This is a genomic window from Mycobacterium sp. 29Ha, from assembly GCF_032883055.1.
In the GTDB taxonomy this organism is placed as follows: Bacteria; Actinomycetota; Actinomycetes; order Mycobacteriales; family Mycobacteriaceae; genus Mycobacterium; species Mycobacterium gallinarum.
On the sequence record NZ_JAMQTI010000037.1, the window covers coordinates 25,618 to 50,090 of the forward strand.

The window sequence follows — 24,473 nt, forward strand, 5'->3', positions numbered from 1 at the left end:
GATCTTGCGGGTATCTCGGCATGGGCGCGGACCGCCTTTCCTCTGATTGTTAGTGCACATACCTCGAAGAGGTCCTAGGTCACCGACAGCCGCTCACCCCACGCCGTTTTAGCAGTTCAGCCCTATAAAATTTTCCTTGAGACTTTTTCCGGATTTTCCGTGGGTTGGCCGGTACACGGCGACATATAAGGAGTCGTGTGTGTGTGTAGTTGGGGACGACGTGCGGAGCTTGCGGAGCACGGAGGGCCTGACGGCCCAGAAGAGTCCTTTACTTGGTGGGGGCCTCGAATGCGATCGATCACGCTCGATGGATGACGGAGGAGGTGCGCCCGGTGGAGCAGGATTCTCAGTCCGGGCTCGGCGCTTCGTCACGCGTGCGGTTCGACGATCTACAACCGGAGTGCGTCGATGGTGACGAGCATGAATTGTCCGACGATCTCTCCGCCGATGTCGCAGGTATCGCGGGCCTCGATGACTGCGAGGTCTCTGACGCGGAGATCCTTCAGAACGCACCTGCAGACAGTCGCGGCCAGGTGGAGTCCCTGGCTGAGCGGTTGGCTCGGCACGCGGCCGACCACGATCTGTTTACGCAGGTGCTGGCCGACAATTTCTCCGGCCGCAAGTGGCGACAGCTCGGTGATGACCTCCTCAAGTACGGCCTGGCCGTAGTCGATGGCTGGCTGCGCACGGGCTACATCTTCGCCAAGACCGCGCAGGCAGGCCGACCGGTGTTCCCCACAGCTCACGAGCTCTCTGAGCTGAAAGTCGACAGAGACCTCAGGGAGGGCCTAGCCGATGTGGTCGTGGCAGTAGCCATGATCCGATTCCAGCAACAAGCCCGCGAAGGAACTGGATGGACATACGGCGGCGGCGCCAGTTTGTCGACCTACTTCGTCGGCGGGTGCGTACTGGCGTTCAACAACGAGTTTCAGCGTTGGCGCCGCCACGAGCGGCGCTGGAGTATGCACCGGTCAACACCGCCGAACGACCTTACCGATTACCGCGACAGTTGGACTGCGGCCGAAATCGAACGCGTGGCAGCGCTTTTCGCGGATCCGGCACGCTCGGCGGCTGACCGCGACTACGTGTCCCGGGTGCTCGGCGAACTGAAGAACGTCGACCAGGAGATCCTCAAGCTGACTGCGCACGGGTACGCCCAGGATGAGATCGGTGAGATATTGGACCTCTCGGAGAGGGCCATCGAGGGGCGACTGTACCGGATGAGGCACCGCGGGATCCGAGACCGGGTGGAGGACGGCGACGATGAACGATAAGCCGAAAAGAGGACAACGCCAACGCGATTCTGCAGATGACGCGCGGCGGGCGATGAGTGACCAGCGCACCTTTCAGGAGCTGATTGAACAGTCATCGTTGGGGACACGCGGTGCTCGCGCCCTACGCCGCCGCATCAGCGAATCACGAGTCCGAAGGGTGCGCCCCCTCGCCGATGAGCAGACGCAACCCACCGCCCAACACGGCCTCGCGCACGCCGTACACGCCGAACTCGACGCGCTCATCGACGGTGTACCGGTGGCGGCGCTCGCCGATGTGCTCGGTGTCGATGAACGACAGGTCGAACACGCCATCCGGGCCGTGTCCCTTTCAGTGCTTGCCGATTTGTGGAGGACCGCGGAGAACGACGAGGCGGGGGCAGCTGCGATCGCTGCTGGCGCTCGGCGCCATTCCCGGCGTAAGCCAGGAGACTGTGCCGGGGGCGAGGAGGATGACGCCGAGCAGTTTGGTGCCGTATTGCCAATCGTCGCGGATTACCCGGAAAAGGGTTTTGACTGGGACGGGACACAGGGTGGCATTGATAACGACCCTCGGATTCGACAGCTGGTGATGCTGGTGGCGCAGCTTTCGCTGGTCCACCTGGGCAACGTCGTTGAGGACTTGGTCGCGGCCGGCTATACCCCATCGAATGCGGTGAGGTTCTCATTGCGCACGATGCTCGCCGGTCCCCCACCTCGGTGGTGAAAACCTCGATGATGGTGCGCTGACCCTTTGTTGTGTCTCGCCGCGAAGCGCCCTTGAGCTGCAATTTTGCAACGAAGATTAACAAGATCTCGCGACACGCCCGAGTTTTGTCAAAGTAGGCAGGCGTGTCTTGTCAATCTTTCTTGCATCTCGACAGCACTCGTGCTGGCAGGAAAACTGCCGGTGTGATTTCTCATACTTCATGACCAAATCCCATCTAAAGTGACCACCGAATGACCAATTGGTCGCGAAGTGTGAGACAAGCCGTGTCGTTGGAGGTTCATCGCACCGAACGTGCGAAATTCTCACGGGTGGCGGCGGAGCGATGGCGCATCCGCCGTGTCTGTGTGAAGACACGCGGTTGCCAATCCACTGAGCGCTGTGTTCGAGGTTCCCGCAGGTAAGTTGTGTTTCGGTCGTCGGGTGGTTGGCTTTGGGGCTCCGTTGTCAGTGATGTCTAATCGCGGTTCGCTCGACGCGCGCAGATGGCGACGAGGCTTCGCAGGCTCGTCTCACGTGTTGTCGCGCCGGAAATCGGTGCTGGCTGGCGCGCCGATAGACGTCGGTCAGGTGCGCGGACACCCGCGCAACGCGAAATCAGGACTGACAAGACGATGCCGACTGGCAACCAACACGGCAGGTGAAAGATACTGTCGTGTAGGCAGTTACAGATGAGTGACATGGAAATCCGCTGCATCCGCGGCCTTTTAACCGTTGCATCTTGCAACAAAAGAACTGTTGACGCTGTCAATAGAAACTATTGACGCGGTCAACCCAAAGAGGTTTATACCGTTCGACTTTCGTGTGGAGGTTTGATCTCGGCTGCATCCCGATTCGATCTGGGGGTTGGCGCGGATAGCACTGTGCGACTCATTCTCGAAGGCATGACTACCGCCGATGGATGGAGAACTGATGCCATGCACAAACACAGAGGTGCAGCCGTCCGTCACGGTTCGTGACGAGACGGGTGAACTGATCGATAGGCCGCTCAACGACTTGACGCCCGACGTGCTTTGTCGGGCGCAACCGTACCGTACCTTTCGCTGGTACCGCGGACAGAGGCACTACTCGGGCAGCTACTGGTCCTCGACCGAGTCTGCGCACGTGATCTACGAGTCCAGGCTCGAACTCGCCCGACTCCTGATCGCTGACTTCGACACGTCCGTCACGAAGATCGTTGCGCAGCCGTTTCTTTTGCGGGTGATGATCGAAGGGAAGATGCGGCGCCATGTACCGGACTACTGGTTGCTCACTCCAGAAGCGCCCACCGTCGTCGACGTCAAGCCGGCGAAGAGACTGAGCGATCCAATCGTGCAAGCTACATTCGCGTGGTCCCGAGACCTCGTGGAATCGATCGGTTGGCGATTCGAGATCGCGACGGAGCCACCCGAGGCGTTAGTTGAGAACGTGCGCTTCCTCTCGGGATACCGCCGTGCCGAATCCATCTCGCAGCCGTGCCTGAGGGCACTACGTGCGTTGAACGTCGACGGCATGGAGTTCAGGGATATCAGACGATCGATACCCCATCCCAAGCCACTCGTTCATGCGGCGATGCTGCACATGCTGTGGACACAGGAGTTCACGGCAAATCTGACTGAGGTCCTGGACGCGAAGACCGTACTCCGGCGACAAGTGGTGAAAGATGATGAATCACAGCATCACTGACGCCAATACTCTGCCGAGCGAGATTCGTAGCCAGTCGGCGGGGGACGCGCCGTGAGTGGGGCGAGTGTACAGATCCGCCGCGGATCCAGATTCGAATTCGACGGCGAGCTGTTCGAGGTCACGGAGTTCATTTCGGCCGCGGGGACATATGAGGTGGTTCTGCAGGGCCCCAACTCCTTTCGCCGTAAGTCGGTCGTCGATCTGTTGGCAGACCCGAGCGCACGCCTGATAGCAGACGAGGACGGTCCCGAGCCGGACGACCCATACGATCCCGCCGCCATCGCACTGCTCGGGCGGAGCCCGGCTGACATGAAGGCGGTGCGGGAGAAGGCCGAACACATCCGTGAGGTGACGACCGGCTATCGATCCGGCTCACCGGAGCTGGCACTCGAGGGAGAGCCCCGCCCCGAATATGACCCGGCGCGAAAGCTGATGGAGCGATACAACGCCAAGTGCAAAGAGCTCGGAGTCAGTGATTCGACGTTGCGTCGCTGGGTTCGTGCGTACAACGAGCGTGGAGAAGCTGGCCTCGTCGCCAGACGCAAGATGCAGGAGCCGAAGATCGACCCCCGATGGGTTGCCGCCGCCGACGGCGTCATGCGGGAGCACACCGAGGAATCGATGCCGACGAAGTCGGCCGTGATCCTGCAGGCGTCCGCGCGCCTGGAGCTTCTCTACGGCGAGGGCGTGGTCAAGGAGCCGTCACGGTCGACGGCGAACCGTCACCTGCTGGCCCTCGACGCACAGCGGCCCTTGTTTCGAGGGACGACGAAGCGCAACCGGGACCTCGCGGACAGCCCGGAAGGGCAGCACGGCAAGTTGCGCCCCACAAGGCCGGGTGAGTACCTGATTCTCGACACCACTCGGTTGGACGTCTTCGGCTTCGACCCAGCTGCGCGCTGGATGCAGGTCGAACTGACGGTCGCGATGGACTGGTACACCCGTTGCATCGTGGCGTTGCGTCTGACACCGCGCTCAACGAAGGCCGTCGATGCGGCGGCCCTTATGTACCAAGTGTTTCGGCCGCTTCCTGTTCCGGCAGCTTGGCCTTCCGACGCGGTGTGGCCCTATCACGGGATACCACGGGAGGTGCTGATCGATCCGGACAAGATCGACCACACGGGACAGACGTTTGGGCCGGCGCTTAGGCCCGACACCATCGTCGTCGATCACGGCAGGATCTATCTCTCGGAGCATCTCAACAGCGTGTGTCAGCGCTTCGGCATCTCGATCCAGCCTGCGCGATTGCGAGAGGGTAGGGACAAAGCGCCGTTGGAGCGTTTCTTCGGCTCCGTGCGCACGCGGCTTTTGCAATATCTGCCCGGCTACAAGGGGCCCGATATCAACTCGCGTGGACTCGACGTGGAGGGCCAAGCGTTTTACTACATCCACGAGCTCGAAGAGATCCTGCGCGAATGGGTAGGACGGATCTACCATCGCGTCCCGCATGATTCGCTGTTCGATCCGGAGTTGCCAGCCAGACAGGCGAAGCGGGCCCCGAAGATGACTCCCGCACAGATGTTCAGCCACGGGATTGCGCGCGCAGGACACATCGAGGTGCCCCGTCACCCGAATCTGGCCCTGGAGTTTCTGCGCGCCGACGCACGCACGATTCAACGCAAAGGCGTCAAGATGTACGGGCTCGTCTACAAAGGCGATGTGCTCAGTGAGCTGGGCAAGATGAAGAGCCCTTACGAGGGAAAGTTCAAGAACGCCTGGCCCATTCACTCCGATCCAGACGACATCTCAACGGTCTACATCCAGCATCCCTACGACCGCGAATGGCACCCCCTCAAGTGGGAACACGCATCGAAGTTCCCGATTGCCTTCAGTGACGACGCCTACCAATACGCGCGCAAGTTAGCTGTCCAGGCGCACGGTTTCGTTGACGAGCAGTTTGCATTGCGCGAACTGTTCAAACGGTTCAATCTCAGCATCGAACTGAGCCCGAAGGAACGGCGCATCGCCCTCAGAATGGCTCGCAAGGAGCAGATGCTGAGCAATCAAGTCGAGACCGACGATGCCCAGGCAGTCAACTCGCTGTCGAGTCTGCGTGGCCTCGCCGAGTCGGGTGAGAACCCATTCGACTTCGGTCATGCGGGCGCGGAGATGGGTGATGACGACGATATCGCCGACGTCGAAGACGACTACAACGACGAGAGTTTCGACTTGGCATGAACGACTTCGATCCGGAGATCAATGAGGAACTGAAGAACATCACCCTCATCACGAAGGAAGGCTGGGCGAAGTTCGTCAATGCCCCTCAGCGCACCAAGCCGGAACTGCTTACTCGGCTGGAGATCAAGGCTTTGAGTGCGCCCGAGAGGCGTCGGTACAACAGTCAACGACTCGATTGGCACGCCAATCTCGGCGTGGTAGAGACGCCACCGATGTTGGATCTGCGCAGGCATCTCTCGGTGTTGATGGCCAGCAACGCGTGCGATGCCAACCGCGTCAAAGGTGGATTAGCCATTGAGGGGCCTGCAGGTATCGGAAAGACCACGGCGGTGCAGAACTTCGCTCAGCGCTACCACCTCGACGTGATCGCCGAGCACGGTCCGATGACTAGGGACGGACACGAAAGGTGGCCGGTGTGCTGGATCTCGCTGAACGGAACACCCACGCCACGCGCGCTGTATTTCGCGATGCTGTACTTCGTCGCTCATCCCGGTATCCGTACGGGTAACGCCGATCAGTTCAAGCTACGTGCACTCGACGCGTTCCTCGACTGCAACGTGCGCTTGCTGATCATCGACGAAGTGCATTTCTCCGCGTTCAACACCACCGACGGATCGAGGCTGAGCAATACGTTCAAGTCGATCGCCAACGACTTCCCCATCACGACGTTGTTCGTCGGCGTCGGGCTAAGTGAGGCCGGATTCTTCTCCGAGGGGCGGGGAGACTCGTCGAAGCAGCACAACGTAAGACAGCAGACGGCCAGGCGAGTGACCGCACACGTCATGCGGCCGTTCGAGGCCGAGACGCTCGCGGGTAGACGGCAATGGCGCACGCTCGTACGAGCGATGGAGAAACAGTTGGTACTGGCTGATCACGGCCAGCGTTCTCTCGCATCGGGGCAGCTGAGTGATTACCTGTACGTGCGTACCCAGGGCTACTTCCAGTCCTTGGCGACGTTGATTACGCGGGCGTGCGCGCTGGCGGTTCTTGATGGTCAGGAAGCGTTGACCATCGACCTGTTGGAGCAAGTCACGATCGACGTTGCCGCTGAGTCTGGCCGCGAGGTCGCACACGCCAGGCTGCGGACGGCTAGGAAGAAGCAAGCCGGCGACGCCACCAGAAAGACTATTTGACAGGCTATTTCGCGAGGAGCTGTGAACATGGCACGACGAAGTATGCACGGTCGACGCGTCACCGGCGTAGCGACCCACGGACGCGACATCCCCGGGGCCCCGCGATACCGCTTTTCGCGACGAGAATCGCGGGGATGAAGTGAGCGCCGTCCGGACGCTGCCAGTTCGTGTCGCGCCGATGACGGGCGAGGCGTTGGACTCCTGGCTCGAACGCATCGCCCATCGGACCCACGCCGCGTTCGGTGACGTGCTACTAGCAGTCGGTTTGAACTCACACCGGGCGAACACCACCAGCACGTGGATCGTGCAGCTAAGGGAAGAGGATGCGCAAAGCATCAGCACCGCAACCGGAGTCGCCGTCGACATCCTCGAAACGATGACGCTGGCTCACTTCTCCGAAAGAGCATTGAGGATAAAGGACAGCGGTGGTTCGGTGCTTAGCCGGACTTTTCCGTGGGGACGTGCCTGCGGATCACGCTTCTGTCCTTTGTGTTTGAAAGGCAGCGCGGGCGGTTGGCAGTTGTCGTGGCGACTTGGTTGGACGTTCGCCTGCACCGAACACGGCTGCTTGCTCGCTGATGCCTGCCCGGAGTGCGGAGCTGTGCAACGGCGCCGCAGTCACCCCGGCGGCATCATCCCGAAGTCAGGCGCATTCGCGCACCACTTCACGAATGCAGTCGGCCGCAGACCGGCTCGATGTGGTGCCGACCTCACCGAAGCCCCGGCCACGACGTTCGATATCGACCACCCGGCTGTCCATGCCCAGCGCGTCGTCGATGCCGTAATAGACGGCGATACCGCGTGCTTCGGCGCCTATCGCATCAGCCCGCAGCCGCGCATCAGCGTCCTCTCCGACATCCGGGCCGTTGCCGGCCGCGTTCTTGCCTATGCCACACCCGAGGAGTTGCGAGGCCTGGTTCCCGATGATCTGCACGCGGCGTACCTGGAGGCGACGCGCTATCGCATCGACGGATCTGGGATCGCGCGCGCGGAGTCGAAACCAGGGCTGGCTGCGCCGGCGCGGGCTGTCAGCGCTGCTGTCGGTGTCCTCGCTGCCTTAAGTTCACTAGAGGTGTCCGACGTCGCCGGAGCGGGCGACGAACTGCGGTGGCTGGTGGCCTCGGCGCGGAATCGCGGATTGCGCATCCATCCGACGATCACGGGCTGGGGGAAGGGAATCTCTCCGGTGCTGACCGGAATTCAACTCGCCGCGCTGGGGCCGATGCTTCACCCGAGCGACCAATTGCGATATCGGATCGGCTCGCCGCTTCCGTGCCGCCCCGCGGACCGCGCAACTCGGGCGCGAGTCCTTGCCCGACGTATCCCGTCGATGTTGTGGCCCGTGCTCTCGCTGCGCTTGACGGTCCCGAACTGCCGCCAGCGGTTCTTGCGCCAAGCACTGCCGTCCGCATTGCTCCTCGTCCGCAGTCGTCTCAACTTCGACGAGGCCGCACGTCTGGTCGACGCCCCGATCGAAGGCCATGCGGTCTCCCGCGTGCTACAGCTTCTCGAGCGAAATTCAAGCTGGCAGGATATTCGGGCCGCCCTCGTTCGCATCGCCGAATACATCGGTGACCACGATTCGCCCATCGACTACCGGCGTCGAGCGCGGCTCGACTACTCCATGCTGTTGCCGGACGATGTCTGGGCGGGAATCTGCCGTCGCACAGGAACTTCGGGATCGCATACGCTGCGAGGCCGAATCGTCCGGTGTTTCCTGTTCGAACGGCTCAGTGGCCTGCCTGCTGGGATCGCTCCGTTCGCTGTTGATGACGCCCTGTTTCGAGGTAAGGTCGTCGACTTCCCGCGGTATCTCACCCCGCGCCTCGCCAGTGAACTGGACGAACATGCCCGCGGTTTTCTGGCGGAGCGTGGCATCGGCGGTGAACCTCCGACGTGGGCTCCGCCTGCCGACTTGCTGGATGGACTATGCCTGCCCGGTTCAGACCCGGCCACCGTCGACCTCGCCGAGCTGCACCGCATCATGGCGGCCGAAAGGATCAAACTCGGCTCCGCAGCGGCCCACCTGGGCACCGATGTCGACACCATCCGGTACCTCCTCGATCAACACCCAGCGCCCCGCGAAGATCCACCTGCGGGAACGACGTGCGCGAGGCACAGCCACGCGTATGGGAAGGCGACGGACGCACTCCCGCGCTACCGGTTCGTCGATCTGTACTGCAGTCAGCGGATGTCGTTGCGCGACATCGCCGTCCTGATAGGGGTCAGTCGCCAGGTGATCGGCAACCTTGCCCGTGACTACGACATTCCGCTGCGCCGTGCTCGGGCTCAGGCGCGTTCGACCGTCGACCAAGAATGGCTCTACGACCAATACGTCAACGAACTCCGCGCGCTCCCTGATCTCGCGAAGGAAGCCGGCATGAGTACGGCGAACATGGCTAGGTGGGCCAAGAAATACGAGATCCCCTTGCGGGGTAGAGGCACGCCAAGCCACAGCGCCACCTTGGCACGGCGACGAGGATCCGTCGAGCGCGTTCCACAGGACGCGTCGTCGACGGACCGACGATATGTTAGACGCGCGAAAACAGATACATCGCAGTGAGGAAGCGGGTATCTCGCGTATGCCGGCCGAGGTCGGCACGGAGCCGCAAGCCTGGTCCTCAAGGTGTTGGATGTTCTGTGAGCACTTCTCGAATGACGTTGATCGTCGTATCCAGGCGTCTGGCGATGTGGCCGAGTGACAACTCCTCTGCCACATGTCGGTGAATCGCGTCGGCGCGGTATTCAGTGCGGCGATACTCAGCACTCTCGATACCGGCCTCGAGGAGATTCGGACACCATGTGACGGGCTCGTCGCAGACGTCGTGACGCTCGAGGAACTCGCGACCCAGGTCGTCAAGGACGGCGACCAGGTCCGGCGATAACGTCCGCGGCAGGTCGGCGAGCAGTGCACGAAACGCCGGGTCGCCGCGTCCAGGTGCGAGGGCGACGGCGGGCGATCCGGTGAGACGCTCGTATAGCCAGTAGCGGTGCAGACGCGCCCGTGTCGATCGACCCGCTGGGATCGCGAGATCGACACAGATGTCGCGCCACGACTCGGGCGGGAGCAGGTCCGAGTAGCCGAGTGCGCGCCGGCGTGCGTAGTCGATGGGGATGTCCGCATCGAGCTGGTCCCGGATCGCGATCAGCCTCACCATTGACTGGTCCCAGTCGGCTTGGGCACGCAGTCGCTGAAGGACCCGCGACACCGCCCGCCCGTGCGTGATTGAACCCAGCAGGGTGCATCCTGCTGGCACCGGCGTTCGCGACCCGACGAGCAGGATCGCGACGCTCAACGCGGCGCGCAGTTGGTCGAACCCGACACCCTGAGTTTCAAACCGGAACGCGCATCGTGGCCATATGAGGGCGGGCAGTGATCGTGACACCGAAGCAGCCGAATCGCGTCCAGTTGGCCGCACTACGCAGCCCCGATGTCGGAGCTGATCGACGGGGCCGAGGAAGGGCTTCAGGGACGCCAGTTGAACACCAATGAGCGCGTCGCTGACATTACGGCCCCATCCCACATTCGACGCCGACACCGTAAGACCGCGGCGACGCATCGACGCCACAAGCCACCGCAATTTCTCGCCAGCAGCGGCGTGCGAATCGGTGAGCAGAATCGGCACCGCGAGGCAGGCTGCGGCCGCCGCGACCGACGCCGATGAGTGGTTCGTGACCGCCCATGCCGGCGAGGTGTCTCGGCGGGCATCCCGTCCCGTAAGCGGCTCGATGTCGGCCCACAGATCACCGGGCAATCGGCCGCGCAAGTCCGCCGGTTCTGCGTAGCGGAGCACGCGCTGACCGAGCGCCGCCAAGTCCCGGAAGAACTCTTGCACCGATGACGGGGAATCGGCGTACACGCCAGTCGAGATGGCGCCCGCAGCAAGGATTGACAGGATGTCGCGCTGAACCGCGATGGCCGGGTGGCCCGCGCCCAGCGCAACCACGGGCGCGTCGGCCAACGACTGGTCACAACGCTTGGGAGTACGCCCCCCGGCTGGCGCGCTCCGCGTGCACATGCCAGGGTCCGGCACCAGTTCGCGAGCGCGTGGACGCACCCGTTGGCTTCGTCCACACGCCGGGCATGCCGACAGCAGAAGACATTCATGGTCGGGGCATGCAAACGCCCACCGCAGCCACCACCAGGTCCGCCATCGCCCGTCGCGCTCCGCCAGGCACTGCGGACAAAATCGCGAGCCGGGCAGGCACACCGAGTGCGGAAGCGAGACTCCGGTGGGAACGGACATCATTGCCGCAACGGTCATCCGCCGGGCTGCCAAGTGCTCGATTCCGGTCGCAATGGTGAGCGCCGACCATTGACGCTCGGTGGGGGTCAGATGGTGTGCATGTCGATCCGGATCGTGAAGCTCTCGGTTGCTTGCATCGGTTAGTCCGACGGCGTCCGTGAGGTCGCCCCATGCCGCCGACATTCGCCGCGCAAGGGCCTCCAGCCAGGACTCCAAACTCTCCTCCGGAAGCGGTGCAACTCGTATCGGGAGCGTGCGGATTCTGGGCATCACCTTCGCAGCCCCATCAGACCCAAAATGTTCGCCACACACCCGGTGCGATGCCGGTCGCCTGACCGAGCCTGTTGATATGTCGCGACGTCAACCCGAGCCAGCATGGACGGCGGCGCGGGATCATTGGTGGCCTCACCGATCGGATCGGTGAGCCCTACCGCGGACAACGTGTCGCCCCAAGCGGTAGCCCTCCGGCGAGCGAGTGCTTCCAACCAGGAGTCCAGGCTTCCCTCGGGAAGAGGGTCGAGCCGGATCGGCAGCGTGCGAACAGGCGGATCCTGCGACTCCGAGCGCCACGAAGTGTGCGATCTGAACGGCACATCTCAAGAATGCCCTACTAGTAGGGCAGACTTTGCGCCTTCTGGCGGGAGTACTGGAATGCGTGCCGACACGCCCCAGTCAGAACGACCCCAAGCGCGTCGCCGCGTGGGAGCGTCGGCGGCGGTCATTGGGCACTCGGATTCAGCGTTTGCGCATTGAACGCGGACTCACTCAGGAGCAGCTCGCCCTGCTGTCCGGGCTGTCTCGCAACGTGTTGATGGACGTCGAACATGGCCGCCGAGGAATCCTGCATGAGCGACTCTTCGACATCGCGAAGGCGCTCGGTGTCTCGGCTGCCGAACTCCTGGAGGGCATTCGTTGAGAAGGGTCAGCGTCCCAGACGATTGAATCGGCGATCGACAGCCGAGACGTTGGTCGCGCGCATGTCAGTCAATACGCGAGCTTGTCGCCAACGTTGGGCTCAACACGACTCAAGTGATGTACGCGCTTGGGGATGGCCGCGTGCCCTACTAGTAGTACTATCGGATAGCTAGAGCAGGCTATGCCGTAGGAGAGTCAAGGTGGAAAAGCGGAGAAGCGGGACCGAGACGCGACAACGCACCGAGAAACTGAACCTACGGCTGTTGCCGTCAGAGCAGCGAGCACTGCGCGCGCTAGCGAAGCAGTCCGGGCACCGCAGTGTTCAATCCTGGATCCTCGATGCCATCGGGCCGCATCTGGAAAGTGTTCGCAACTAGCGGAGCGCATGATCGCTAGAGCGAGGATCGTCAGATTGAAGATTGCCCGTCGTAATCAGAGGAGCGCCCGACGCCGTTTCGTCCAGCCGGGCCAAACGATTTGGCGTACTCCTGGCAAGGTCAACGGTGATGTTGGAGCTACTGTGGCGAACGCTGAACTCCACAACCTGCTAACAGAGCCAGGATGGATTAGGTCTTGCCGATCCGACGGGCGGACGATGTATGACTGGCCGCTGTCGGCTCCCGAAGGAGATCACGAAATCACTTATCTGATAATCGATTTGCGTGACGAAGCTGGCGCCGGGCCTCCCTAACGTGTGTCTGTCGTAAACGGTGATCGCTTGATGTACGAAGTCGACTCGGCATTGGTAGCCGACCTAGACACGATCGAGGCCACTCGGTGTGCGCGGTGTCTGCCTTGCCCGCACGAAGCAACGCGGTGGCGGCCCGCTCGCTCCTTGAGGAGGTGTTGTCCTGTGAAACGTAAGACGGTCACGGTCACGCCGGCTGCCATCCGAGCCGCGGCCAGAAAGAACACCAAGGCATCGGCACGGCTCGAAGGCCGTGAGGTGCCGGCTGATTTTGTCCGATCACCTGCCGTCGAGCGGTACATCGCCGAAAGCGGGACGAGAACCGCTGACGCTCTTGTAACGCGTGGCGAAACCGATCGGACGCAAGTACAAAGCGGAATGATCCAGTCCGGCACCGGCGACGCGGCAGACGATCTGCTCGCCTTTCTCAAGACTGAAATATGGCCGCTACTCGAGGATCGTTCACCGATCACCAAAGCCGAACGCGAGTGAGATGCTCGACGACCCGACAACAGATCGAGACGAGGGCCATCGAGTCAACCGTGGAGGCAGCCAGCCCAGGCGACGGCGAAGGGGAATCCGACAGTGAATTACTGGAACTACCGTGTCCTGCAGTCGTTCGACCAGACCGAATACTTCATCGCTGAGGTCTACTACGACGGCGACGGCCCTCTGGGGTGGGTGGACAGCGGGCTCGACTTCCTGCGCTGGGATGACTACGGCGACCTCAGGGGCTCCGTGGAAATGATCCAGATGGCGTTCGACAAGCCTCTGCTGAGGGTGGTCGACGGCGACCGTTTGGTCGAGGTCTCTTCAACCTGACGTCAGCGCAGCTATCGCGCCTCCGCGCTGGAAGGGATGTACCTGTAGATGAGCGAAGACCAACACATTCCCGAGCTCACCGACGCGGAGAAGATTCGGGTGCGGGCCATGGTGTCCGACATGACAGAAATGTCTGCCGGGCTGCGCGCCGGAACCGCCACGCCAGAGGACGTAGCGGGCGGGGTCGCTCGGATTAGGTCTGTCGAGGTCGACCGAGACACCATGCTCAACGCGCTGCACATCCCTGCCGACGCTGGCCCGTTCGCTCGGGCGCTGGAGACAATCCTGCGCCGGATCCCCGATGGCTGGGGACGCTGGATCAGCCACGACGCCGGCTGGTACCCGATAGTGGTCGGCGTCGATGAGCGCCTGTCTGCGATCGACCCCGAATACGTGGTGCACCAGGTCAAGGAGAAATTCGGCACCCTGCGCTACTACTGCGCACCCAGCGGAGACGAACACAGCCCCGCGGTGTCCGATGCATTCAGGGCGATCACCGGCGAAGCCGAACGTGCTTCGGCGAGCACTTGCGAACGCTGCAGCGAACCCGGCGTGTTGCATGAGACCCGCTATTTGGTGAAAACACTTTGCGCTTCGTGCGCCGACAGCCTCGGCTACACGCCTGTGCAGCAAGACACGACGTAACGGGTGCTGTAGGTGAGACCCAGTTTGAGAGAGCACCGTGACTGATAAAGATCCAACCGGTGACGTGGGTGAAGACCCCGAGTTGTACGTGGTCAATTTCTCCGACGCCGCTGGCGCGGAAGAGTATCGGCGACGACGGGAGCGCTCCCGTAGCATTGCGCGCGGGCGCTACCACGACTACCTGGCGGCGATGTTCGGCCTGCACAGCTCCGATGACCCCGGAGCGCTCGCCGACGCTGCGCTCGACGCAGTTTCGCTTTGGCTCCATGTCGACAGCGGCGAGCCGTGTTCGTGTTCGTGCCACCCCCGGCTGCCCGAAAGCGACTTCCACGACTACGGATTCGGCTGCAGCTGCACGCGGACCGCACAGGAACGTCGACTCGCTTGGGACAACTGGCGCAACGAAGCCACCGCGTTCTGGCAGTCACCTGAAGGCAAGCGGATCAGGGCCGCCGAGCGCGCTGCGGAAGCCGAACTGGAAACTTGGCTAGCGACGCAGCCGAGAGTCGCCGTGTACAGCCACGGCGGACTCGCGCCGGAACAGTGGCGCGGGATAGTCGACGACCACACCTTCTACTTTCGCGAACGCCACGACGAGTGGCGCATCGAACTCGATCTGCGGCCCAACGGCCGCTTCGCCCGCGCCCTTGTTGGTACCTGCGCCGACGGCCAACCCCGCTACGAAACCCGTGAACTGTCCGAGGGTGAGGTGATCGCCCAGGGCACCATCGATGTCAACGGATACGGAACTAACCCGGTCGGACGGGTGAATTTCATCGTGGACACCATTCGGGTGCACCTCGCCCGCAGGGCATGCAACCTCCACGTGCAGGATCTGTCATCGATCGCAGTGCTGCTCGGCTGCGAGGTCCGCTGGTGCCCAGCCTGCGGTACCCGCCTATCCACTTACTAGCCGGGGAATCTTGTCGCGCGTCAGAAGTTACGTATTGACGTAGTTGGTCATTATCGGCGGGCTGCGGACAGACGAATAACACAGCCCGGTTTTGATGGATAACGAATGTTATCCATGGGATGGGGTGTCGCCAGCGCGGCGGCCGTCGCTGAGGGGTTAGGTCGGAACGCCTGTCTCCGACGATTTGCACAGCAACTCCTGATGATGTGTGGCGTCGCCATAGAGGAGTGCGTTGGTACGTGCGCGGCGCAGATTGAGGTGTAGATCGTGCTCCCAGGTGAATCCGACACCGCCGTGTAGCTGCAGGGCCTCGCCAGCGACACGGGTGATCGCGTCGGACGCACAGACCTTGGCAACACTGACGGCCCGAGCATGATCGGATGTCTGTGCATCGATGGCCATCGCTGCGTAATACGTTGCGGCGGTGGCTGATTGCACCCACATGCGGATGTCCGCGCACTTGTGTTTAACGGCCTGGTAGCTGCCCACGGGTCGCCCGAACTGCACTCGTTGGGCGGCATACTCCAGTGTCATCTCTAGAAGTTTCTTGCCGACGCCGGTAAGTTCCGCGCAGGCCAACACTGCGTTGACGTGAGACGACCGTGCGATCTCAGTCTGGGCCGCATCGCCTGATGCAAACAGTGCGTCGTCGGAGACGATGACGTCGTCGAGCGTCACGTCGGAGTACACTCGCGTAACGTCAAGCGTCTGCTGGCGCTCGATCCGCATTCCGGGTAAATCTGGTGGGACTTGGCGGGAGCTCCCGCGGTCATCAATCCGCCATCACGCTGGTCGAGCCGGGTTAGCTCCTGGTCGCAATCCCCTTCGAGGGTAGAAGCTAATTGTATTGCGACCGCTCGGGTCCGGGTAGCGCAAGCAGCAGCACTAGGCATGGGTGGTTCCTTCGGCGTGGTTTGAAATATGGCTGACGGGGCCGGCTGTGGGCGACCAGGTCACAGCTGAGTGGCTCGGCGGTTGTGTTGGTGGTGCTAAGCGTGGCCTGGAGGGTCGAGCGCACCTCCCTCGGCTTCCCACCGCTGGATAGCGATAGGAGCGAGGCTGTGAGTGCTGGCGATGTACTTGTTGGTTGCGGGCAGGGGGCGTAAAGCCGACGTATCAATGACGCCGCCGGCTGGCCGTGCCATGCCGACGGGGCGTGTACTGGAAATTCTCTGACGGGTTGCTGACATGTCATGCCTCCGGTGATTGTCGGAACACAGGTCCACAGCGAGTGTTGTTGGCGGACAAACTCTGTCGAGGGTTCACGCTCATCGCTTCCGAGAATTTGTCATGGTCCATGACCAGGAGCCCTGCGGATGGGGCGTCGCGCCACAGGTTCCTCGGGCGTAGTCAAGTGCTCATGCGTCCTGCATCTGAGGTTGTATTGGCGATGCAAGTGGCACTGCTCCTCCGTCGGCTTCCCATCTTTCAAGCGCGGTGGGAGAGAGCAGCCGATGATCACTGCCGCGTGTGATACCGAGTAGTTGGTCGGGTGTCGAGGTGTCGTTGACGCTGACCGCTTTGGTCACCACGTCGTAGGCGTGCGTGGGTTCGGTGTACGGGGGTACGACCAGCAGGTCGAGCCTTCCGAACCGGGGTCCGAGTACCGAGATGACGTTCGGCCAGCCTTGGTGGGCGCTGAGGATAACTTGATCGCCTTGATGCGTAGTGCTCAAAGGTGCTGGTGACCAGTCATTTTCGTGGTAAAGCACGCTGTCGATCGCGCCGAACCGTAGCGAGAGTGCCCCCAGCAGGGCAGGCAGTTCGCTCCCGAGTTCGCTCGATCGAGGCCACCAGGCGCCCTGAACGAAGCCGCACGACCGGTGTGCGGGTTTCAGCTGCATTCGCAAGCTCGCTATTGCTGGCCGACGCGTCGATGTGTCGCTTATGTTCTCGGTAATCGTCAACATGTGCTGCCTTTCGTTGTTGTGCGCTTAACTTCGACGTTTTGTGCGGGCTGGTCCACGTCGGCAATGTGGAGGCCGTAGGGCACCGCTTTGAGAAGGGTGACGGCCAGGGGGCTGCCACTGGGCAGTTCGAAGGTGCGGCGTTCACCGGCGCGTGCTCCCGCGATGGCGGCGCCCAACGGGGATTCGATGGAATAGACGGGCATGTCTAGGTATTCGGCGTCGTGAACGCCGAGTAGGAACGTTTCGGTGTCGCCGGTAGCGTGACGGCGAATCGTAACCACCATGCCCGGTTCGGCCAAACCGTCGTCGGGTGGGTCGTCCCCGACGGCGGCGTTTATCAGGAGGTCATGTATCTGTTGAATTCGCCGCTCCCACGCACGTCGCACTACGGTGGCATTCTCGTCGGTGCCGTCGTCGGCGATTCCGGCGGAGAACAGAAAACGCAGGGTGTCCAGTTCGCGGTGGAGGCGCTCGTGCGCTTGCGCTGAGATCCACACGCGTGTCGTACTGGTCATGTCGGTTCCTTTAAAGTTCGTAGTTGCAGTTACTTCGTGTTGACCTGTGCTGTTACCCGGGTGGGTCGGGCAGGGCCGCTGATGCGTTGCGGTGAGGCAGATTGTGCCCCTGACGATTTGGGCGTACGCATTCCATAGGGCACCGCCTTGAGCAGCGTGACGGGCAGGTTAACCCCGCTAGGGATGGAGTAGGTGCGCTGTTCACCAACTAGTGCGCCAGCGATCGCGCTGCCCAGTGGCGATTGGACTGAGTACACGTCGATGTCGCCGGCGTCGACGCCGCGCACGCCGAGCAAAAAGGTTTCGATCTCGCCGGTGTCGTCGTAGCGGACGGTCAAAACCATTCCCGGTTCGGCGATACCGTCATCGGGCGGGTCTTCACCGACCACGGCATTGGCCAGCAAGTCTTGAATTCGACGGATGCGGGCTTGTCGTGCAGCGTACTTCGCGACGAGGTTGTCGTCGTAGTCCATAAAGTCTTCAGGAACTTCGATGTTGGGACGTGAACGCAGGGCGGCAAGTTCTGCCTGCAGCTCACTGTGAGCCTCGGGTGTCATCCAAAGACGTTCGGTTGTAGTCATTTTCGACGGTGTCCTTCTCTTTGAAGTCGGGGTGTCGTCAGGGGCGGGCGGTGGCGTGGGCTCCGCCCCTGACGACTCGGGCGCCCGTGATGGGTTTTACGGGCGTGTGGACCAACGAGGGTGGCGGAGGTCTAGCGCCCGGTTCTGCGCAGCGGGTCGAAGGCGCGCAAGGCTTCGGGTTGCTTGCCGGTGGTGATCTGTTCGGCCAGCAGGCGACCGGTGATCGGCCCGTGTGCCAATCCCCACATGCCGTGGCCACCGGCCACAAAGACGTCTCGCGAGATCTCGCCGATCAAGGCCCGCCCGTCGGGGGTGACTGGTCGGGGGCCGACCCAGATGTCGCTGCGTTCGGCCCACCGTACTCCTTCCAGCAGTGGGCTGGCGGAGGCGACGAGTGCGCCCACCCTCTCGGGTACCGCCGGTTCGTGCGGGTCGCGGAATTCCATCGCTCCCGAGACACGCAGTGCCCCGTGGTAGGGCGTACACGCCACCCGCACGTCGGGTAGGTAGATCGGCCCGGGAATGGGACGGTCCACGGGCACGGTGAACGAGTAGCCGCGACCGGCCTGCACGGGCACGCGTATCCGGTTGTCTGCCAGCTGGGGCAGCCATGCGCCGGTAGCGATCACCGCGGCGTCGGCGGTCAGCCACTTACCGCTGCGCGGGTATACCTGGACGCCGGTGCTTGCGGACAGCACGTCGCTGACTTCCAGCGTGCGCATCGTTGCGCCCCTGTCGACGACCGCTCGCCCCAGCGCCTGCACGAACCGGCCGGGATCGATGAAGCGCTGACCGTTGATGTTGAGCGCGGCGGTGATTTTTGGGGACGCCAGCGGCGCTTGCTCGCGTAGCGCCTCGCCGGCCAGTCCGGTGACAGACAGTGTCTGCCCGGCATTTTCGAGTTGGCGAAGGTCGCGCAGCATGCGTTCGGCATGTTCGGTGTTGCGAAACAGCGCGGTGATGGGGGCGTCGGTCATCGGTGCGTCGACGCCGTTGGCGACCAGCACGTCGAAGGCCTCAATGGCTTCCTCGTTGAGCGGCACGTTGGCGCGCACCGCGCGTTTCCACGACGAATGGCGACAACTGGCGGCGAACTGCATCAGGAAGGCCCCGAGCGCCGTGTCGGCGGTCATCGGGATGTGCAGCGGGGAGGACGGATCGACCAACGAGCGCAGCCCAGCGCGCAAGCCCGCCGGCGCGTTGAGCGGAAGGGCTAGTGACGGTGAGATCCAGCCGGCGTTGCCCCAAGACGCGCCAGCTGCCACGCCGGTGCGGTCCACGACGGTGACGTCGACGCCGCGCTCTTGTAGGAACCATGCCGTCGACAGCCCGACGATGCCCGCGCCGATCACGATCGCCGACCGGGGGCCGCCGTCCATGCGCTCGCCGCCGCTCATTACCAAACCTCCACATCTGAACTTTCGTTGTTGTCTCCATGGTGGAGCGGACGGCGGGCGATCGGTTTGCTGGAACCTGACAACGCGATCGTGCGCCGTTGTCGGGATCGAACAAGCGCACTTATTGGCGCCGTCCGCACCGCCCAGACAGCGAGTTGACGTCAAGTGCGTGCACGCGAATGGCCAGCCAGGTGGAAAATTTCTTGACGTCGAATCGGGCTAATCGGAGGAGGTTTTGCGGCGTTGCCCGTCGTTGACTGCGACGATGCAACCGTCGGCGCGCTGACAGCCGGCGGTGTGCTGTGTGTGAGCGAGCTCGTCGACGCGACATGGGTGCGGTGACGACGGTTCCGGCGATGTCTGCGGCCGAATAGCTGGTCTGACCGGAGTGACGCAGGGACTGTTGGCACGCATCCGCGGCCTGCGGTCGCCGACGATGAGTGTCACTGAGCGTGTCGCACCTACCGAATTTCTCATGCGATGGCAGATTCGCTGCGGTTATGTCCTCGACGGGGTACTGCTGCGTCGTCGGACCCGCAGCGCGGCTGTGTCACTAGTGCGCGGCGGCGCCGCCGTCTCGTCGGTTTCGCGATCTGCAGTAAATCCTCGGCGCTCGAGACGTTGTCGGGGTCGGCCGCCATCGTCACGGCAGTGGTGGCCGTGGCCTGGTCGGCGTCGTGGGGCACCACCAGCAGTACGAGCGTTCCGAACCGCTTGCCGCTCAAGGTCAGTGAGTTGGGCGAGGTGGTGCTGGGCTCAAGGATCACGCTGTGTCCCTGAAACTCCTGCCTCAATGCTGCGGGAGCCCAATTGTTCTCGTCGTAGATCACCCGCTCGATGACACCGGACCGAGACGGTAAGGCTGCGAGCAGCAGCGGAAGTTCGATGTACAGTTGGTCGCTTCGAGGCCACCACCCGCCCTGTACGAAACCCGCAGAGCTGTGTGCGGGCTTCAATCGCAAGCGGGGATATGCGATCGTCAACCGGCGTGGTTGAGCGAAGTACACGGTGGGTGCGGACATAAGTGAGTTCCCCTTTGTTTTTGGTCGTGAATCGATTCGCTCGATGAGGGAGCGACGGTGGTTTACACCGCACTGGCAAGCGGCATGGCCAGCAGCGACACCGTGATGGCGAGCGCCAATACCAGTGCCTCAATCCGATCGCTGCGCCATACCAAAGGATTACGGCTCACCAGCCCGAAGATGGACCAGTGTGGTAGACGAACCCCGGATGTCTCCAGGACCTCTTCGGGTGTCGCCCGGATGCTGATTGGTTGATCGTGCGGGCGGGGGACGAGCATCGAAATATTCTGTTGGCGAGTCGAGTTCGAGCTTGAATGGGGCGTGAGCCGTTGGCGCGTGGACACAGGTGGGGATGGCGCAGTGGCAGACGCGGGTTCGCGGCTCTCGGCGATAGGCGACGGCCCCAACGCGGCGCGTACCGGTGCGGCCGCTGACCGCGGTAGCCGATCATGGCTGTCCATGAGCTCTCCTGCACCAATCGCATCTATTGCTTGTCCATTTTCATGGTGGTCGCGATTGGCGGCTCAGGTCTTGCCCGGCCCAGACAACGACGCCGCCGTGCTTTGTCGAATCTCGACAGCGGCCATGGTCACCCGAGACGGATCGTTCGTGATCGTGCCGGACCGGTACCGCACGGTGTCTTGGCACGCTCAACGCTGATCCGGGCCGAGGCCCAGTCCGCCCTGGTGCTTCAAACAGCCCACAAGGTCGGCGACGGAGGCGATGTGTGTACGGCCACGGCGACGCTCGCTGGCTCATCGACGCGTTTGGCACTGAGTCATTCGACCGATGCGCATGATCGGTCCTGGGCATTTCAAACAACGATCGGCTACTGCTTGAGCCATCAGCCGGGGATTTGGGTATCCGGCTATCACCTGTCAGGAGCCGTCGAGCGCGTCGTGACCTCGGGCACCGCATACATTTCAACCAGGATCGATCGCGAAGCGTTCGTCGTTCGGCGGGGCCGATCCGTGGTTACGATTATCAGTTCGGGATGGGAGCGGGTCGTGATCACTCTGGACCGCTTGGTGAACGTGCTCGGTGGTTATGGCGTGCGTCTGCGTTGGTCGTCGGTGCCCAGGTCCACTGAGCTGAGTAGCGTGGTGATCCACGAACCGGCCGAGCACCGCGCTGTGGTGGGCGATGTATTGCTGGCCATTGGTGCTGGATCGGTCAGGGAAGCGGTGCGGTGGGCGGCGTCGGCGCGCGCGGTCGTGGTGCTGATGCGCGGTGCTGAGAAGCCGACCAAGTTCGACGATGACGTCGAAGCCGGCGCGGTGATGGTGGTCGACGAGGCTGTGTCGTGGAGTGATTTGGCCGCCGTGGTCTATGGGCTGGTGTTGGAGGGCCGCGAAACAGAATCTGGTCGTGGCCCCACCGATTTATTTGCACTTGCTGACAGCCTGGCGCACGCCATCGGCGGTGCGGTCGTTATCCATGATCGACTGTTGCGGGTGTTGGCGTATTCGAGGCAGCAGCAGCACGCTGACTCGGCACGGGTGGCGACGATCTTGGAACGACAGACACCAGAGTCGTTGCGTGAATTCTTCGAGGACCGTGGCGTCTTTGCGCACCTGGCGGTTTCTGATGAGCCGTTGTTTGTCGGCGAGGACGCCGGACTCGGGTCGACCGGGCGCATGGTGGTGGCGGTGCGCTCGGGCCGAGAACTCATCGGCTCGGTCTGGGTAGCGTGCCCGGCACCACTGGATGTCGCCGCGCGCACCGCCTTGACTGATGGCGCGCACACGGTGGCCCTGCACATGTTGCGGTCTCGCGCCAGTGCCGACCTTGAACGACAGGTCGAATCCGAGCTGGTGATCCGGTTGCTGGAGGGCGCCGCTGATGGCGACACGCTAGCCAGCAGGCTGGGTTTGGCGCATGGCCGATTACGGGTGATTGCCCTGCAGGCGTTCATCGGATCAGACCGTGATGCCGCCTTGCTGTTGGCTTTCGAGCGTGCCACCACCGGATTTGGTTGGTCACGGCCGGGCCGCAGCGCCTTGGCCGGCAACACCGTCTACACGTTGCTGCCCGGTGAGCAATCGTCGCTGGCGCGCCAATGGATCACCGGTTTGCGGGCGGCATTGCCCGAAGGGGCGACGGTGTTGGCCGGTATCAGCGGTACGGCCGAGGTGGGCGACCTCGCCGCCGCCCGTCTGGAGGCCGATGAATGTTTGGCGCTTCACGAGGTGTCTTCTCGAGTCACGCCGCCCGCCTACGACGAATCCTGGGATGAAATCCTTCTGCAGCGGTTGCGCACGGCGGCGCGCTCAGGTCGGTCTCCGGACCGGGGACCGGTGGCCGATCTACGCCGCCATGACCGCGCCAACGCATCCGACTACGTGCTTACTCTGCAGGCCTGGCTGGAGGCTCAAGGCGACCCAGCCGAGGCCGGTAAACAATTGGGGGTACACGAAAACACCGTGCGTTACCGTCTGCGCAAGATGGCGGAGATCACTAGTCTGCCCTTAGACGATGCGAGAAAGCGGCTGGCCATGATGATCGAACTGGCGGCTACCGACACCGAATAGCGCTGGGCCCGGCTCGTGAAAGCCGCGGTTTCGAAATGCAAATTACGATCAGCGGGCGTGTTGTTGACTGCCGATCGCGAATCCGCCCATCGCCACGAGTCGGATTAAATCGACTCGATACGAGCGGCGGTCGATCACCCACGTGGTCATGTATTTTCTGGGATTTCGTGCCACTCGAAGGCGCACGAAAAACTCCAGGGTCAGCGTCAACCCTTGCGCTTACGCGAACGCGGCGGGCTCGCCTCTATCGCCCTGGCGCGCTTGATAGCCCGACGTTCCTTGAGGGATAGTGCGGGTTTTCGAAGGTCTTTTCCCGCAGATTTATTAGCCATTGTCGCTCCTTTATACGAAGTGGCAACCACTGCCATCCACCATACGTGAGAAAAAATAAAACGCCACTCGCCTCGTTATTTGCACTCTCTGCCAGAAAGTTTCTCGCGCCAGATGAGCTTCTGGTCTCAGCAACAGGTCCTTTCGGCATCCAATCCCGGTCGTATGCACGGCTTTAGCCCCCGGCTCGAATTGTCGGTTAGCGACAACGCCCCCTCGGGGGGTTGTCGAATTCGGGCAAGCGTCGCGGCGGTCATCCACACGACCATCGAATTAGACAAGAACAGGTGAAACTACGGAGGATTTGTGATGCTGCGCGTCGAACGCATTGATGGGGGGCCACGGTCGGCGATCGTCGTCGGTGCAGGCATCGTCGGGCTATCCACGGCGTGGTCTTGCAGGAACGTGGTGTCGAAGTCACCGTGGTGGACCGCGCTGGCGTGGCGGCCGGCGCCTCGTGGGGGAACGCTGGATGGATCGCGCCGAGTTTGACTATCCCGCTGAACTCGTCGGCAGTGCTGCGCTATGCGCTGCGGTCCCTCGGCAACCGGAGCGCGCCGCTACACATCCCATTGACCGCCGATTCAGAGCTCGCGGTCTTCTTGATCCAGTTCGCCGTCAACTGTCGGAGATCGTCGTGGAATAAGACGGTGCAGGCCAACGTGCCACTCAACGAGGAGGCCATCGAAGCCTATGACGTGCTTACCGCCAACGGTGTCGATGCGCCCATCACCGATGCCCCGATCACCGCAGTGTTTCGCACCATTGATGACGCCGAACAGATGATGGCGGAGCTGCGGCAGCTCCAAATGCCGGGCAGTCAATGTATGTCACGGCACTATCGGGGGCGGCGCTGCGTGAACAGGTGCCGTTAGCGTCACCGGACATCACCGCCGGACTCAACATCAACGGTCAGCGATTCATCGATCCGGGCCGATTTGTTCACGCCCTAGGTGTACTGCCCAGGCAGGTTGGTCAACCGCGTTATAGGCGGGACCTTCCCG

Annotated in this window: 20 protein-coding genes and 2 pseudogenes; 13 read left to right on the plus strand and 9 right to left on the minus strand. The window is 62.6% G+C overall.

Translation table 11 applies throughout. The annotated features are described in order from the left end of the window. Nucleotides 1-311 precede the first annotated feature (311 nt). The 6 genes from M1248_RS30840 to M1248_RS30865 all read left to right on the plus strand — a co-directional run bounded on the left by M1248_RS30840 (nt 312) and on the right by M1248_RS30865 (nt 9,516). Complete coding sequence (locus M1248_RS30840; protein WP_317150659.1) at nt 312-1,274, plus strand: hypothetical protein; 963 nt, start codon at nt 312-314, stop codon at nt 1,272-1,274. 157 nt (nt 1,275-1,431) lie between these two features. Next, nucleotides 1,432-1,977 carry a hypothetical protein gene (locus M1248_RS30845; protein ID WP_317150660.1) on the plus strand — a complete coding sequence of 182 codons (546 nt, stop codon included), beginning with the start codon at nt 1,432-1,434 and terminating at the stop codon, nt 1,975-1,977. A gap of 1,008 nt (nt 1,978-2,985) precedes the next feature. Further along, a complete protein-coding gene (locus M1248_RS30850; RefSeq protein ID WP_410506768.1) occupies nt 2,986-3,642 on the plus strand; it encodes a TnsA-like heteromeric transposase endonuclease subunit in 657 nt (218 codons plus the stop codon). 51 nt (nt 3,643-3,693) lie between these two features. Continuing rightward, nucleotides 3,694-5,820, plus strand: coding sequence for a helix-turn-helix domain-containing protein (locus M1248_RS30855; RefSeq protein ID WP_317150662.1), 2,127 nt, complete (start codon nt 3,694-3,696; stop codon nt 5,818-5,820). Next, nucleotides 5,817-6,953 (plus strand): TniB family NTP-binding protein, encoded by a 1,137-nt coding sequence (locus M1248_RS30860; RefSeq protein ID WP_317150663.1) that lies wholly within the window; start codon nt 5,817-5,819, stop codon nt 6,951-6,953. Before M1248_RS30855 ends, M1248_RS30860 begins: the two co-directional genes overlap by 4 nt. 139 nt (nt 6,954-7,092) lie before the next feature. Further along, nucleotides 7,093-9,516 (plus strand): TniQ family protein, encoded by a 2,424-nt coding sequence (locus M1248_RS30865; protein WP_317150664.1) that lies wholly within the window; start codon nt 7,093-7,095, stop codon nt 9,514-9,516. A 58-nt stretch (nt 9,517-9,574) separates the two neighbouring features. Here the strand turns inward: M1248_RS30865 and M1248_RS30870 are convergent, their stop codons facing one another. Then, nucleotides 9,575-10,915: a hypothetical protein gene (locus M1248_RS30870; RefSeq protein WP_317150665.1), complete on the minus strand. Its 1,341-nt coding sequence runs from the start codon at nt 10,913-10,915 to the stop codon at nt 9,575-9,577. A 144-nt stretch (nt 10,916-11,059) separates the two neighbouring features. Next, a pseudogene (locus tag M1248_RS33475) lies at nt 11,060-11,470 on the minus strand (TniQ family protein); the annotation flags it as partial. 385 nt (nt 11,471-11,855) lie between these two features. Between M1248_RS33475 and M1248_RS30875 the strand changes: the two are divergent. From M1248_RS30875 to M1248_RS30895, 5 genes are all read left to right on the plus strand, one after another. Next, nucleotides 11,856-12,116, plus strand: a complete 261-nt coding sequence (locus M1248_RS30875) for a helix-turn-helix domain-containing protein (RefSeq protein WP_317150666.1) — start codon at nt 11,856-11,858, stop codon at nt 12,114-12,116. Between the two features lie 852 nt (nt 12,117-12,968). Further along, a complete protein-coding gene (locus M1248_RS33480) occupies nt 12,969-13,295 on the plus strand; it encodes a hypothetical protein (protein WP_410506767.1) in 327 nt (108 codons plus the stop codon). Nucleotides 13,296-13,388: 93 nt separating this feature from the next. Continuing rightward, a complete protein-coding gene (locus M1248_RS30885; RefSeq protein WP_317150667.1) occupies nt 13,389-13,625 on the plus strand; it encodes a hypothetical protein in 237 nt (78 codons plus the stop codon). A 48-nt stretch (nt 13,626-13,673) separates the two neighbouring features. Continuing rightward, the gene (locus tag M1248_RS30890; RefSeq protein WP_317150668.1) at nt 13,674-14,270 is read left to right on the plus strand and encodes a hypothetical protein; all 597 of its coding nucleotides are present in this window, start codon (nt 13,674-13,676) and stop codon (nt 14,268-14,270) included. A 37-nt stretch (nt 14,271-14,307) separates the two neighbouring features. Continuing rightward, nucleotides 14,308-15,183 carry a hypothetical protein gene (locus M1248_RS30895; protein ID WP_317150669.1) on the plus strand — a complete coding sequence of 292 codons (876 nt, stop codon included), beginning with the start codon at nt 14,308-14,310 and terminating at the stop codon, nt 15,181-15,183. 156 nt (nt 15,184-15,339) lie between these two features. Here M1248_RS30895 and M1248_RS30900 read toward each other — a convergent pair whose 3' ends face one another. From M1248_RS30900 to M1248_RS30930, 7 genes are all read right to left on the minus strand, one after another. Beyond that, on the minus strand, nt 15,340-15,873 hold the full coding sequence (locus tag M1248_RS30900) for an acyl-CoA dehydrogenase family protein (protein ID WP_317150670.1): 534 nt from the start codon (nt 15,871-15,873) through the stop codon (nt 15,340-15,342). Nucleotides 15,874-16,541: 668 nt separating this feature from the next. Beyond that, complete coding sequence (locus tag M1248_RS30905) at nt 16,542-17,027, minus strand: DUF5994 family protein (RefSeq protein ID WP_317150671.1); 486 nt, start codon at nt 17,025-17,027, stop codon at nt 16,542-16,544. 59 nt (nt 17,028-17,086) lie between these two features. Further along, nucleotides 17,087-17,608 carry a GreA/GreB family elongation factor gene (locus M1248_RS30910; RefSeq protein ID WP_317150672.1) on the minus strand — a complete coding sequence of 174 codons (522 nt, stop codon included), beginning with the start codon at nt 17,606-17,608 and terminating at the stop codon, nt 17,087-17,089. Nucleotides 17,609-17,637: 29 nt separating this feature from the next. Beyond that, on the minus strand, nt 17,638-18,189 hold the full coding sequence (locus tag M1248_RS30915; RefSeq protein ID WP_317150673.1) for a GreA/GreB family elongation factor: 552 nt from the start codon (nt 18,187-18,189) through the stop codon (nt 17,638-17,640). 131 nt (nt 18,190-18,320) lie between these two features. After that, on the minus strand, nt 18,321-19,586 hold the full coding sequence (locus M1248_RS30920) for an FAD-dependent oxidoreductase (protein WP_317150674.1): 1,266 nt from the start codon (nt 19,584-19,586) through the stop codon (nt 18,321-18,323). A 473-nt stretch (nt 19,587-20,059) separates the two neighbouring features. Continuing rightward, the gene (locus M1248_RS30925; protein WP_317150675.1) at nt 20,060-20,608 is read right to left on the minus strand and encodes a DUF5994 family protein; all 549 of its coding nucleotides are present in this window, start codon (nt 20,606-20,608) and stop codon (nt 20,060-20,062) included. Between the two features lie 62 nt (nt 20,609-20,670). Continuing rightward, nucleotides 20,671-20,886 (minus strand): hypothetical protein, encoded by a 216-nt coding sequence (locus tag M1248_RS30930; RefSeq protein ID WP_317150676.1) that lies wholly within the window; start codon nt 20,884-20,886, stop codon nt 20,671-20,673. 729 nt (nt 20,887-21,615) lie between these two features. Between M1248_RS30930 and M1248_RS30935 the strand changes: the two genes are divergently transcribed. Together M1248_RS30935 and M1248_RS30940 are read left to right on the plus strand one after the other, a co-directional pair. Continuing rightward, the gene (locus M1248_RS30935; RefSeq protein WP_317150677.1) at nt 21,616-23,139 is read left to right on the plus strand and encodes a helix-turn-helix domain-containing protein; all 1,524 of its coding nucleotides are present in this window, start codon (nt 21,616-21,618) and stop codon (nt 23,137-23,139) included. Nucleotides 23,140-23,778: 639 nt separating this feature from the next. Then, nucleotides 23,779-24,473: pseudogene (locus M1248_RS30940) on the plus strand (NAD(P)/FAD-dependent oxidoreductase); the annotation flags it as partial.

What these genes read in the sequence shown, in the direction of transcription:
- M1248_RS30840 (WP_317150659.1), top strand. Translation starts at nt 312, where the DNA reads ATGACGGAGGAGGTGCGCCCGGTGGAGCAGGATTCTCAGTCCGGGCTC.
- M1248_RS30860 (WP_317150663.1), top strand. Translation starts at nt 5,817, where the DNA reads ATGAACGACTTCGATCCGGAGATCAATGAGGAACTGAAGAACATCACC.
- M1248_RS30890 (WP_317150668.1), top strand. Translation starts at nt 13,674, where the DNA reads ATGAGCGAAGACCAACACATTCCCGAGCTCACCGACGCGGAGAAGATT.
- M1248_RS30905 (WP_317150671.1), bottom strand. Translation starts at nt 17,027, where the DNA reads ATGCAGCTGAAACCCGCACACCGGTCGTGCGGCTTCGTTCAGGGCGCC.
- M1248_RS30910 (WP_317150672.1), bottom strand. Translation starts at nt 17,608, where the DNA reads ATGACCAGTACGACACGCGTGTGGATCTCAGCGCAAGCGCACGAGCGC.
- M1248_RS30915 (WP_317150673.1), bottom strand. Translation starts at nt 18,189, where the DNA reads ATGACTACAACCGAACGTCTTTGGATGACACCCGAGGCTCACAGTGAG.
- M1248_RS30920 (WP_317150674.1), bottom strand. Translation starts at nt 19,586, where the DNA reads ATGAGCGGCGGCGAGCGCATGGACGGCGGCCCCCGGTCGGCGATCGTG.
- M1248_RS30925 (WP_317150675.1), bottom strand. Translation starts at nt 20,608, where the DNA reads ATGTCCGCACCCACCGTGTACTTCGCTCAACCACGCCGGTTGACGATC.
- M1248_RS30930 (WP_317150676.1), bottom strand. Translation starts at nt 20,886, where the DNA reads ATGCTCGTCCCCCGCCCGCACGATCAACCAATCAGCATCCGGGCGACA.